Annotated in this window: 11 protein-coding genes; 8 read left to right on the top strand and 3 right to left on the bottom strand. The window is 45.3% G+C overall.

The window, feature by feature from the left end:
- Window positions 1–1414 precede the first annotated feature (1414 nt).
- From ACRJJO_RS04575 to wecC, 6 genes are all read left to right on the top strand, one after another.
- Window positions 1415–1987, top strand: a complete 573-nt coding sequence (locus tag ACRJJO_RS04575) for a polysaccharide biosynthesis/export family protein (RefSeq protein ID WP_404359714.1) — start codon at window positions 1415–1417, stop codon at window positions 1985–1987.
- A gap of 9 nt (window positions 1988–1996) precedes the next feature.
- Window positions 1997–3400 (top strand): hypothetical protein, encoded by a 1404-nt coding sequence (locus ACRJJO_RS04570; protein WP_431064723.1) that lies wholly within the window; start codon window positions 1997–1999, stop codon window positions 3398–3400.
- A 105-nt stretch (window positions 3401–3505) separates the two neighbouring features.
- Entirely contained in the window at window positions 3506–5248 is a 1743-nt protein-coding gene (locus ACRJJO_RS04565; protein ID WP_431064722.1) for a GumC family protein, read from the top strand.
- Window positions 5249–5442: 194 nt separating this feature from the next.
- Window positions 5443–6261: an AAA family ATPase gene (locus ACRJJO_RS04560; RefSeq protein WP_431064721.1), complete on the top strand. Its 819-nt coding sequence runs from the start codon at window positions 5443–5445 to the stop codon at window positions 6259–6261.
- Window positions 6262–6266: 5 nt separating this feature from the next.
- Entirely contained in the window at window positions 6267–7202 is a 936-nt protein-coding gene (locus ACRJJO_RS04555; protein WP_431064720.1) for an ExeA family protein, read from the top strand.
- Window positions 7203–7291: 89 nt separating this feature from the next.
- The gene (wecC, locus tag ACRJJO_RS04550; RefSeq protein WP_404359724.1) at window positions 7292–8500 is read left to right on the top strand and encodes a UDP-N-acetyl-D-mannosamine dehydrogenase; all 1209 of its coding nucleotides are present in this window, start codon (window positions 7292–7294) and stop codon (window positions 8498–8500) included.
- Between the two features lie 9 nt (window positions 8501–8509).
- On the opposite strand, the gene greB is transcribed toward wecC, so the two are convergent.
- Window positions 8510–9007: a transcription elongation factor GreB gene (gene greB / locus ACRJJO_RS04545; protein ID WP_431064719.1), complete on the bottom strand. Its 498-nt coding sequence runs from the start codon at window positions 9005–9007 to the stop codon at window positions 8510–8512.
- A gap of 100 nt (window positions 9008–9107) precedes the next feature.
- Between greB and ACRJJO_RS04540 the strand changes: the two genes are divergently transcribed.
- Together ACRJJO_RS04540 and ACRJJO_RS04535 are read left to right on the top strand one after the other, a co-directional pair.
- Window positions 9108–9590, top strand: coding sequence for an FKBP-type peptidyl-prolyl cis-trans isomerase (locus ACRJJO_RS04540; RefSeq protein ID WP_431064718.1), 483 nt, complete (start codon window positions 9108–9110; stop codon window positions 9588–9590).
- A gap of 86 nt (window positions 9591–9676) precedes the next feature.
- Window positions 9677–10669 (top strand): TraB/GumN family protein, encoded by a 993-nt coding sequence (locus tag ACRJJO_RS04535; protein ID WP_431064717.1) that lies wholly within the window; start codon window positions 9677–9679, stop codon window positions 10667–10669.
- 316 nt (window positions 10670–10985) lie between these two features.
- On the opposite strand, the gene hemF is transcribed toward ACRJJO_RS04535, so the two are convergent.
- Together hemF and ACRJJO_RS04525 are read right to left on the bottom strand one after the other, a co-directional pair.
- Window positions 10986–11906, bottom strand: coding sequence for an oxygen-dependent coproporphyrinogen oxidase (gene hemF / locus ACRJJO_RS04530; RefSeq protein ID WP_431064716.1), 921 nt, complete (start codon window positions 11904–11906; stop codon window positions 10986–10988).
- Between the two features lie 85 nt (window positions 11907–11991).
- Window positions 11992–13149, bottom strand: a complete 1158-nt coding sequence (locus tag ACRJJO_RS04525) for a hypothetical protein (RefSeq protein WP_431064715.1) — start codon at window positions 13147–13149, stop codon at window positions 11992–11994.
- Window position 13150: the final 1 nt, after the last annotated feature.

The raw sequence follows: 13150 nt of genomic DNA, 5'->3' as shown, positions 1-13150 counted from the left end.
CCCTACAATCCGTGATGAATTGTTAAATGCTTCCAGAACCGGAAGTGGTGAGTGGACGTTATTTCGTGCAGAAATAGATGAATGTTTATCTGTACCTGAAGACCTCATAGACATCGCATAAAATTCAGCATCAAGGGCCCAGCGGAGATTAACCTAAAAAGTTCATTTGAGACACATCACCAAGCCGGTGAATGTGTTGTAGATCCTTCATGCTTCGATTCGGTTTAGCACGAACGGTCTACAACAACACATGCCAACTGCTCTTTCTAGGATTAATACTTTAATGTTGATATAGTAAAAATCAATTATATTTGCTTATAAAAAGTCATAAATTTGCTAAAGTTAGATCATTGTTATAAAGTTAAATCACAGAAGGACTGCTATACAGCTCTTTAATTAAATTGCGCTAAGGTATGTCTGTTCTTTCGCGGATTCAACAAACAAAATCTAAAGTTAAAGAGGTGCGGTGTCATTAAGATGTAACATAAGTTTCATTTAATTATGTCGGGTTAAAGTTGTAATTAATAAAGAAAATGTTCTTGAATGTTTTTATTTTTGTGATGATGACAAAGACCTCTTTTAACCCAGCCGTAACAAATGTAGTGCCTGTGGCTTAAGGTATTAAATTAAAATTTTACTTGGCTAATATAAATAAGACTGTGTCGATAGGGTAATGCCGGAATATTTTTCTAATTTTCAATATCTTATTCCCGGCGAATGTTAAAGCAGGGTAAAGTTATCGTTTCTATAAACCTAAAAAGAGCAGCTGGCATGTGTTGTAAACTGTTCGTGCTAAACCGAGTCGAAGCATGAAGGATCTACAACACGTTCACCAGCTCGGAAAAACCTCAAACTACCCATCACCCTTCGAGAAGGCTCTCCTGAGAGCAGTCAAAGGGCTCAGAGCGAACAGTAGTTTGATGCACTCAAATGCTCTTTTTAAGATAAAGCACCATGACAGCCGTTCTGTTTTTGTTGTAATAAAGTTGAGTGCGAAAACTTTTCTGATTTCCAATCATTTATCCGCAGTTCAAGCAACTACTTGTCATGGAAGGTCATATTTATAGCGTTAAAGTCTATACTTCATGCATCTTAATCGTCCTTTTCAGCTATCAATAATTAGCCTACTGCCAGAAGTTCGTCTGTTGGCCGCTTGAAAAGTAAAGAGAATAGGCGGGGGCCTTGTTAGTGAATATCCGCTATCCCTTGCCGAATCGGAATGAGATTGGCGTTTGGTTGAGTTTATTTAATCAGAAAAATTGGGCTTTCTGACTGCGCGATTGAGGTTTATTTCGTAAGTTACCAATACTTTGGGCGGTTACTTGGTTGGAAGTTAAGAGATTTATTCACTATTATTCAACGATATTTCCCGTATTATAAAATTTTAAATGGACTAAAGAGTTAGAGGTGTTTTATGCAAATACTAAAAATAACGGCCCGATGGTTTTACGGTTGTTGTCTGCTAATGGCCGTATCCTTCGGTGCGATTGCTCAAGAGCGGGAGGCTTATTTAATACAGCCGGGTGATGTGTTGGAGATAATGGTTTGGAAAGAAGAAGGTTTAATGCGGGAGGTATTAGTTCGTCCCGACGGCGGAATTTCTTTTCCGTTAGCGGGAGACATTGTTGCGCAAGGTAAAAGCATCGAACAGATCGAGCAAGAATTGGAAGCCCGTTTAGATGCTTATATTTCCGAACCGGTCGTAATTGTGGCCGCCAAACAATTACTCGGTTATAAGATATACGTCGTTGGAAAAGTGAATCAACCCGGTGAATTCATCATCAACAGTCCGGTCGATGTCATGCAAGCACTCAGCAAAGCGGGGGGCATGACGCCATTTGCTTCGGTAAATAGTATACAAATTTTAAGACGCGACCCGGACGGTAATCAACGCGCCATCAGATTCCACTACGGCGATGTCGAAGACGGCGACGATTTGGAACAAAACATCATTTTGCAAGCCGGCGACGTCGTAGTTGTACCTTAACGGAAAACCATGCTTATCGAATATCCAGGCACTAAAGCAATCAAGGATGATGTATTGAGTATTCCTACGTACATTGATAGAGCCCTATTGTCTGCGGTTTTGTTGATTGCTTCGATGTACTCTACGATGTGCGATGCACGGGAATGGTATGCTAAGCCGTCGGCCAGCTTGCGCGGTTTTTACGACGACAATTTATTGATGCGCAGGAGCGAGCAAGGCAAATTTGAGGTTTTCGGCGGAACCTTTTCCGCCGGTTCGAAATTCGGCATGCGGACCGAAACAGCCGATGTCGGTGTCACAGGTCAAGCCATCATCAATCGCTACGATGCGCCGACCAATATCGATAATGAAAACTATCATTTTAAACTTGAGAGTAGTTTTAACGTAACCGAACGTAATCAATTTACATTGAACGGCCGTTATTTTATCGACAACAATATTGGCACCCAGTTTGAAGAGACCGGATTGACTCAATTTTTGGTGGAGAGAACTACTTGGTCTGTTCAACCGAATTGGACGTATCGGATGTCGGAAACAGAGAGTTTAATACTCGATTACAGTCACGAAGAAATCGACTACGAACAAAATAATACCAATTTTCTCCAAAGTTATAACACCGATATGGTTTCATTGAATTACACCAATCAATGGACCGAGCGCTTACAGTGGTTTGCATTGGCGAGTTATTTGAGGTTTGAAACACCCAATAACAAGAGTGTAACTAGAAGTCAAATAGATGATCCTTTTTTTGAAGTTATAGATGATACTCTCCGACTTTTTTTAAATGAAGCTGGGGCGTTTGAAGTAGAAACAGAATCATTGAGCGATATGTATAGTATTCAAACCGGATTTAACTATGCACATTCCGAAACTTGGACGAGTAACTTCATGATCGGCGGACGCTGGACGGAATCCGAAAGCTTTCAATCCAGTCTCTTTAATTTCGATAATCCAGATTTGTCTCCAAGAGTTTTTTTTCCTCCGACATTGCAAAAGGATAGCGGCCTCGGCTATTTAATATCGGTCGGCACCAACAAACAATTCGAAAGAAGCTCGATCGGCGCCAGTTTTTTCCAGGACGTCAGACCGACTTCGCAAGGCCAGTTGATGCAATTTACTGGGATTACACTGACCGGAGATCATAAAATTACCGAACATTTGAAATTTGCGCTCAATGCGTCGGCGACGCAACAAAGCACGGCCGGCGGTGATGAACAAAATACCCGATTCGATCGCGATTTTATCAGTGTGGAACCAAAATTGAGTTGGCGAATCGATAGACAGATGACTTTAGCCGGCGGTTATCGCTATCGCTGGCAAGAATTCTCGAGAGATATTCAAGCCCGTGAATCGAATTCCGTGTATTTACAATTGAATTATAACTGGGATCCGTTCACGACTTCACGTTATTAGGCGCTGATTTAGCGTTCAATGGCCGACGCATTTGGCAAAGTTAAGCAATAATGCAATGCCTAAATTTCTAATTTAAACCCAACAAACGACTAGAGACGAAAACGTATGGAAGAAGAGAATACGAAAAGCCTACAAGATTATCTGGCGATGTTGAAGCGGCATAAAGGGAAAATGCTGCTTATTGCCGGCGGATTGTTTGCATTAACGATATTGGTGACCATCAATCTTCCTTCCGTGTATAGAGCGACGGCGACCATTTTGATCGAGCAACAAGAAATTCCGGCAGATTTGGTCCGTACGACAGTCACCAGTTATGCCGATCAACGCATTCAGGTGATCAGTCAACGCGTTATGACCACGGCTAATCTGAAACGGATTATCGATAAATTCAACTTGTACACCGAAGAGCAAAAAACTGAAACGCTCAGTACCATTCTCGAAGAAATGCGTGAAGACATCCAACTGGAAATGGTCAGCGCCGATGTGGTCGATCCGGTTAGCGGTAGACCGACGCAGGCAACGATTGCTTTTACCTTGTCTTTTGATAGCGAATCTCCGAAAACCGCGCAAGCGGTCGCCAATGAATTAGTTAGCCTTTATCTGAATGAAAACTTAAAAAGACGAAGCGAAGCTGCGGCCGAAACCACCAATTTTTTAGCCTTGGAAGGCGACAAATTACGGGAACAAATCGCCGATTTGGAAAAACGGTTGGCGGTATTCAAGGAAAGTCATGCGTCCAGTCTACCTGAATTACAGCAGTTGAACATGACGCTAATGGATAGAACCGAACAGCAATTGGTTGATGTCGATAGGCAAATCAATGCCGCGAAGGAACGAAAATTATATCTGCAAGCGCAGTTGGCGCAGATCAATCCAAATACCAGCCTGTACTCGGCAACCGGCGAAAGAATCTACGGTGCGGAAGATCGCCTAAAAACCAAGGAAGCGGAATACGTGACTCTGAGCGCAAGCTACGGCAGCAATCATCCCGATGTCGTCAAAATACAGAAGGAGATTGAAGCCTTACGTCAGGAAGTCGGCGGTGCAACCGATAACAGCGAGCTCATTTTGCAGTTGGATAATAAAAGAGCCGAGCTGGCTACGATGACCGATCGTTATTCCGATTCTCATCCCGATGTCAAAAAATTAAAACAGGAAATCGCCAGTTTAGAACAAATGGCAACCCAAACGGCTAAAATTAAACCTGTTTCGACAGCGAAGCCGGACAATCCAGCCTATATTCAGTTGCAAGCACAATTGGAGGCGGCGGAAGCAGAGTTGCGTGCAATGGGCAAATCTAAATCAAGATTGAACGCTAAGTTAAATGATTTGGAGCTGCGTTTGACACAAGCGCCTCAAGTCGAGCGGGAATATCATACCTTGATGCGGGACTATGAAAACGCCACGGCGAAATACCGCGAAGTCAAAGCTAAGCAAATGGAGGCGGACATGGCGCAGGCTATGGAAAAAGACAGGAAAGGCGAGCGTTTCTCGTTGATCGAGCCACCGATGTTCCCCGAGGAGCCATTCAAACCCAATAGGAAAGCGATCGTTTTTCTCGGCTTTATTTTGTCCATGGGCGGTGCGACGGGTTTTGTGATTGTCAAAGAAAGCTTTAACAAAGCGATTTTCGGATCGCACCAACTCACTACAGTCACCGGAGCACCTCCTCTAGTCGTTTTGCCCTATATAAATAACTCCGAAGATATAATAAATGCACAGCGACTAAAGCAAAAGGTCTTGATCTCCTCGCTTGCCGTTTTAATCGGACTCGTGCTGTTTTTGCACTTTGTCGTGAAACCTTTGGATGTATTGTGGTATGTTGCGATGAGAAAATTAGGCATGTAACTAACCTTTCACGCTTCAAATTTCGGCATCGACTCATGGTGTTTTGATCTCGCCCCTAAATTCCATCATGGATAGTCTAGCGAGACAAAACTTAGCTAATTTAGCTGCGCGGCATCTGCAAAAAATACCGGTAACGAAATTTGGCAAACATAAGGGTAAAAGCAGATAGTAAAAGCATTAACATAGGAATTAATATGGAACGCATACATAAAGCGCTCGAAAAAGCCCGGCACCAACGAAAGGATCATGTGAATGTCGGCGGTAGGACACGTATCAATAAACCGGGCTACGCTAAAAAAGCGCCGGTTCAGGAAATTAAATATACGCAAACTCAAACGATCAATGTGTCGGATGAAGCGCTAAAAGAAAAACGTATTGTGGCTCATCTAAAAGACAGCACGGCCGCCGATCTTTTCAAGATTCTAAGGGCCAAAGTCTTGCAACGAATGAATGCCAATCGTTGGAATGTGCTTGCCGTTTCCAGTCCTACGGCGGGGGCCGGCAAGTCATTAACTGCGGTAAATTTAGCCATTAGCTTGGCGATGGAGGCGAATCATTCGGTGCTGTTGGTGGATCTGGATTTTAGAAGGCCTTGTATCCATGAGTATTTCGGAATTTCGCCGGATAAGGGACTTGTCGATTATTTTTCAGAAGATGTTCCGCTGAACGAATTGTTTATTCATCCGGGAATCGAAAAATTAGTTTTATTACCGGCCGGTCATTCGATTCATCGTTCATCCGAATTGCTGTCTACTCCGAAAATGCTGAATTTAGCGGATGAGTTGAAAAACCGCTATCCCGATCGCATGATTATCGTCGATTTACCTCCGTTACTGCAGTCGGACGATGCAATGGTGTTTTTTCCGAATGCCGATGCTTGTTTATTGGTTGTGGCCGAAGGGATTAACACGACGGAGGAGATTGAACGCAGCTTACAGTTAATCGATGAAACTAAATATCTCGGCTCGGTGCTTAACAAGTCAGATGAAATTTGGTCCCCCTCTTATTATTAAGCGGCATGTATACACAACATTACGGTTTTAACGAAAAGCCCTTTACACTGACGCCCGATCCCGAGTTTTTATATCTGAGCAAACAACATCAAACGGCGTTGAATATGCTCGAATACGGATTGCATAGTCAGGCAGGCATTACCGTCATTAACGGCGAAGTAGGTTCCGGAAAAACGACGTTAGTAAGGCGGATACTTCAGGAAGTGGATCAAACTCTAACAGTCGGCCTTATTTCCAATGCTCATAGCGCATTCGGCGACTTATTGCAGTGGGTGCTCAATGCATTCGAAATCGAAGCTGCGGGAAACGATAAAGCGTCCCGGTATCAGGCTTTCGTCGATTTTTTAATTAAGGAATACAGTGAAAATCGGCGCACGGTACTGATTATCGACGAAGCTCAAAATCTCGATGTCCAAACCTTGGAAGAGTTGAGATTACTCTCTAATATCAATGCAGACAAATATTTATTGTTACAGCTTATTTTGATAGGTCAGCCCGAGTTATTGGAGGTTTTGCGTAAGCCGGAACTTAGGCAGCTTGCGCAACGCGTTTCTGTGGATTATCGGCTTAACCCTCTCAAGTATAAAGAATCCGTCGATTATATTCGTCATCGTTTGCGGATAGCGGGCGGTAGTGCGAATCTGTTCGATAAGTATGCGATTGCTGTTGTCTTTTATTACAGTCAAGGTGTGCCTAGGCTAATCAATACGCTGTGTGATTTTGCACTCGTCTACGGTTTTGCCGAAGAAGCGGAGTCGATCGACTTGGCATTGATGCTCGATGTCATTAAGGACAAAATCAAGGGCGGAATTTATCCGGTTCCGGAACATGAAAATAAAGAAACCCAAAAAATTAGAGAATTGATCTATAAAGAAAAGGGAGTGGACATTGGTGTCTTTGTAAATGAAGATGACGATGAAGACGAATTAAGCGCGCTTTGAGGGCGTTAAATATCCAAAAAATGACTTCTCACTCTTTAAAGGTGGGGGAAAATCAGCATCTATTGTTAAAGGATCTATAAGGAAGAACTATGCAACCATCGGCAACAAAAGTTTGCGTCATTGGGCTGGGTTACATCGGATTGCCTACCGCATCGTTATTAGGAACCAAGGGCTTTGAGGTCTTTGGGGTCGATACTTCCGAGCGTGTCGTCAATACCATTAACCAAGGCAAGATTCATATCGTCGAACCCGATCTCGATATTTTGGTCAAATCGGCCGTGCAATCGGGAAACCTGAAAGCCGGCTTGCAGCCGCAAGAAGCCGATGTTTTTATTCTGGCGGTACCGACGCCTTTCAAAGACGACCATATACCAGACCTATCCTATGTTGAAGCCGCTACGCGAGTTATCGCTCCTTTCGTAAAACCGGGGAACATTGTTATTTTGGAATCGACCAGCCCGGTTGGCACTACCGACGATATCGTCGCAAAAATCTTAAGCGAAGAAGGTCATGACGTCGGAAGGGACGTTTATGTCGCGCATTGTCCGGAGCGCGTGTTGCCGGGAAGGATATTGACGGAGTTAGTGGAAAATGACCGCATCGTTGGCGGTATTAACGAAATTTCGACCGAAAAAGTTGTCGAATTTTATCGAGCCTTTGTGCGCGGAGAGATTTTGGCAACAGATGCCAAAACCGCTGAGCTCAGCAAGCTGAGCGAAAATTCATTCAGGGATGTCAATATCGCTTTCGCTAACGAACTGTCGCTGATTTGCGATCAAGAAAATATCAACGTTTGGGAATTGATCAAATTGGCGAATCGTCATCCGCGAGTGAATATATTGCAACCGGGTCCTGGTGTCGGCGGGCATTGTATTGCCGTGGATCCTTGGTTTATTGTGGCGAGGTCGCCGGATCAAGCCAGACTCATTAGAGCCGCTCGTGAAGTAAACGATGCCAAACCGCATTGGGTCATCGATAAAGTCAAAGTCAGTGCCGATAAATTCAAAAATCCCGTTATCGGTTGTTTGGGATTGGCCTTTAAAGCCGATGTCGACGATTTGCGGGAGTCGCCGGCCTTGGATATCGTTAAGAAAATACGAAAGCAAGACATTGGCGAGGTACTGGTCGCAGAACCCAACTTAACAGAACACAAGGACTTTACACTGTTACCTTATCAAGAAGTCATCAAGCGGTCCGATATCGTGCTGCTGTTGGTCGATCATAAGCCGTTTAAATCGTTGAAGGCAGCCGACCTCAAAGAGAAAATTTTGATCGATACGCGAGGCGTGATTCAATAATTCTCCGAATCAAGCTTCATAGGAAATATCCAGCACCGTATACTGCAAGATTTGATCGGCAATGTGAATGACGACCACGTCGTCAAAAGTCTTTTTCAATAAAGCCTTGGCGAGTGGCGAATCCAAGCTGATATGCTGTTTAGCCGGATCGAGCTCGTCTGCACCTACGATTCGGTATTTGACTTCCTTTCCTTCGGCGTTTTCCAGTGTTACCCAAGCACCGAAATAGATGCGATCTTCATCGTTCGGTGTTTGATCGACCACTTTCAGAATCGGCAAGCGTTTTTGCAAGTAATGAATACGTCTATCGAGACCGCGCAGTTCTTTTTTTCGATAGATATATTCGGCATTTTCCGATCGATCACCCTCTGCGGCTGCGGCGGCAAGCGCTTCAGTTACATCTTTTCGTTTTTCCCATATCTGTCTGAGCTCTTGTTCCAAGGCTTGATAGCCATGACGGGTGATGTAGGGAGATGATTTAGGTTGAGGGGGTCTCCAACGGCTCATGATTAGTATAGTAATGAAATTAATTTTAAAGATTTTCACACAAACGTGCGTCAATTTTATATCATAAACAGCCCTTCATTAATCAATTAAAGGTTTATTTATGCAAGTTGCTGACAATATGGCGGTTTCGATCCATTACACATTAACTAACTCGGCTGGCGAGCAACTCGATAGCTCGATAGGCAGTGATGCGTTGGTTTATCTTCACGGCAGCGGCAATATCATTCCCGGTTTAGAAAAAGCTTTACAGGGTAAATCGGTCGGAGACAAATTCCAAGTTGCTATCGCTCCCGAAGACGGATATGGCGAATATTTTCAAGAGATGGTACAGGTTATTCCGCGCAAGATGTTTGAAGGTGTTGATAACGTGGAAGTCGGTATGCAGTTTCATGCCGATGTCAGTTCCGGTCCCGGTATTGTCACCGTTATTAAAGTCGAAGGCGATGAAGTGACGATTGACGGTAATCATCCTCTCGCCGGAGAGTCTTTGAATTTCGATGTTGAAGTCACCGATGTCAGAGCGGCGACCGAAGATGAATTGGCTCACGGCCATATTCATGGAGTTGGCGGTGTAGATCACTAAGCCGCAATTACTCAATATTTTTACGAGAACCGAATGCGTTGCGTTGCTAGAGTCCGAGCAACACAAACGTTCCATCTTTCATTATTATGAAGACGCTAAAATCCGCTGCGCATGACAAAGTCGTTTGCTATTTTTTAGTGTTCGCGCTTTTAATTGCGGGGCCGGTTTACTCTGAAACCTCGCTATGGCGGGTTGGTAAAAATGATGACGAATTGTTTATCGGCGGTACTATTCATTTGCTGAGTACTTCGGATTATCCGTTACCCGAAGCGTTTGATCGGGTTTATCGAAAAGCCGACAAATTAGTGTTGGAAGTCGATTTAGCCGACTTGTCTGGGCAGGAAGCGCAAATAGCTATGATGCAACGTTTACAGTATGTCGACGGTACGACACTGCGTGATGAGCTTAACGCCGAGACCTATGCCGAATTGCAGCGTTTTTGCCTGCATGCGGGCATACCGATTGAGTCTTTACAGAACTTGAAGCCGCCTTTGGTCGCGATTAGCCTGATGATGTTTGAATTACATCGTTTAGGTTTAGCCGAAGCCGGCGTGGATCATTTTTTTAGCGCGAAAGCTCAGGCTGATAATAAGCCCGTCGGAGCGTTAGAATCGTTAGAAACGCAAATATCCGTACTGGAGCAGATGGGGCGGGGGCAGGAGAACGAACTCATTTTGTCCACGTTAAGAGAAATTGAAGAGCTCCCCGCGTTGTTGGGGGAGCTCAAGTCTGCATGGCGTTCAGGCGATCTTGATACTTTGGATGAGTTAGGCATCGCGGCGATGCGTAGCGATTACCCTCGCCTATATCAAGATCTGCTGGTGAGTCGCAATAATGCTTGGGTGCCTAAGATTGAGGCGATGCTAAGAACACCAGAGCGCGAGTTGATTTTAGTCGGCGTGTTGCATTTAGCCGGGCAAGAAGGTGTTTTGCGGCAATTATGCGAACGGGGTTATGTAGTCGAACCTTATCTGTCTTTTCCGATTAATAATGATCACGAAGTTGCTGTCACCGCCCCTCAGAATGAAAGTGCTTGGCGTACGATGGGATGCGGTCACTCGGCAGACCGGGTGCCGTGAATTCAGCACCTAACGTTCATGAAGGCCTGGTAATCGCTCCGGCAAATGAAAGTGCGAGTACTGTGGAGGGTAGTCGCTGGCCCGACAGGACGCCGTGAACCCAGCACCTAAATTATCCAGGTTAATTAACCATAGCCAATGGGCTATGGAATTTAGGTGCTGGGTGAATACGTCCCTGTAAGCTCGACGGAGGCTATCCCTGCCGCCGACATCCTCGCTAGCCACACCCGATATCTTCATAAAGTTATAATTTTTGAGTATAAAGGGAGTAGCTCCTTGTTCTTTGTGATCTTCATTGTGAAATGCTGTTTCTAGGTTATTGATTTTGGCCCAGCCAATCTTGCGGCTTTAAATAGCGCTCGTACAATTCGGCTTCGGGCGATCCTGGTTCCGGGTGCCAATTATAGCGCCAGTTCGCAACCGGCGGCATCGACATTAAAATAGATTCGGTGCGTCCGCCCGATTGTAAGCCGAAGAGTGTGCCGCGATCGTAAACCAGATTGAATTCGACGTAACGTCCGCGCCGATAGAGTTGAAACTCGCGTTCGCGCTCGCCGTAAGGCGTGTTTTTGCGTTTTTCGATAATCGGTAAATAGGCGTCGATATAGTGATTACCGATGCTTTGCATGAATGCAAAGCATCGCTCGAAGCCCCATTCATTCAGGTCGTCGAAAAACAGCCCGCCCGCACCGCGTGTTTCGCCGCGGTGCTTCAAATAAAAATACTCGTCGCACCATTTTTTATAGCGAGGATAAACTTCTTTGCCGAAAGGCTCGCAGGCTAGGCGTGCGGTTCGATGCCAATGCTGCACGTCTTCATAGAACGGATAAAAGGGCGTTAAATCGAATCCGCCGCCGAACCACCAAATCGGCTCTTCGCCGGGTTTTTCAGCGACAAAAAAACGCACATTGGCATGTGAAGTCGGAACATAGGGATTGCGCGGATGAATAACTAATGAGACGCCCATCGCTTGAAACTGGCGGTTGGTCAACTCCGGTCTCGCGGCTGTCGCGGACGCCGGTAGTTGATTGCCGAAGACATGAGAAAAATTGACGCCGCCTTGTTCGATGACTTGGCCGTTGCTTAATACTCGGGTTTTGCCGCCTCCGCCTTCAGGTCTTTGCCAGTCGTCTTCGATAAATCTTGCGTTCGGTTCCTGGCTTTCCAGCGCGGCGCAGATCCGATTTTGTAAATCCAGAAGAAAGTTTTTGACGTTGTCGATGTCTTTGTTATTCATTGTTTATTAGAGTATCAAGAGGAAGCGGGCGTTAAAATCTATTGGTTTTTGTAAGGTTACGCCAAGTTTTTTGCGTGCTCACTTTTTAGCGGGAATCAAGAAAATGCCGGAACAAATCCGGATTAAGTTTTTTTAGGTCCGCTCTTAAAGCGATCGATGTCGACTCAAGCGGTTCGGCGCTTAATTGCTTGGCTAGGTTGAATGCGAGAAAGCCTTCCGCTTCGCCGTTTAAAATAAGGTCTTGTTTGGCCAGAGCCGGCTTGATCAATAGTATCCAGGCCGGGAAAAACTGTGTCGGCAGCTCGGGGTCAAGCTTCTGAAATCGTTGCCAGTCGTCGGAAAGCAAATGATGTCCGGTCTGTTTTATCAGTTGTTCGGCTGATTCGGAATGCAATAGGAATAATAAAAACCAATGCTCGAGACCGGACAGTTCTCGGTCCTGCTTGAAGCTGGCCTCGGCATAGCGAAATAGCAAAACAGGTTCCCTAACGTAATCAGGCTCTTGTTCGATCGCTTTGGTAACGTCATGCCATAGAAACGCTTTCATGCCTGAATAGCTGACATGCAGCTTGGGTTGTTCGGGATCGAAGGGGCAGTCGGTTAATTCGGCGGACAAGCTTTGCCAAAGCGGCGTCAGAAAACGTATGGCCTCGGATCGTAATAACTTTACCGCTAACGGCATCAGTGTATTATCTAAGGTATCAAGTTTATTGGGTAACGGTAAGCCGGGCGCCCGGAATTTTTTTTTCTGCACAATCAGGAGTGCATAGTCTTCGTGCTTTTCGGGGTCAAAGGCGTATAAGGTGTCTAGCAGTTCCGGTATTTTGCGTTTGTTGTGAGTAATGATCGCGTCGATTAACTCATTTTCGGCATAAATCGGCGCGCTGTCGAAAAACAAATCCATCTGCATGCGGTCTTGCGGCGGCGCGAAATCCGTTTTGAAATTGATGTCTTCTTGCGGGTCGCGGCTGATGATGAGTTCGTTTTGCTCGGTTGATAGATAGGTGTCGCGCGTTTCACTCAAGCCTAGCGTTCGAGCATAATTCGTAGCAATGGCGAGTTGCTCGATGATACGTTCGCGCGGCGCCGTAAAACAACTGTCCAGGTTTTCGATAAGGCCGTCTCGCCAATCGATGTAGTTTGAATAACTAAGATAGCCGGTGGCGAGCAGCCATGCGACCGGCGAAAATCGGCCTTGTTCGATCAGCAATTGGTCGACATGGTGCCGGATACTGCTGCGCATG

This window comes from Methylotuvimicrobium sp. (genome assembly GCF_050611805.1).
Taxonomy (GTDB): Bacteria; Pseudomonadota; Gammaproteobacteria; order Methylococcales; family Methylomonadaceae; genus Methylotuvimicrobium.
The sequence above is the reverse complement of the archived record's forward strand: the minus strand, read 5'-3'. Positions and strand labels throughout refer to the sequence as shown.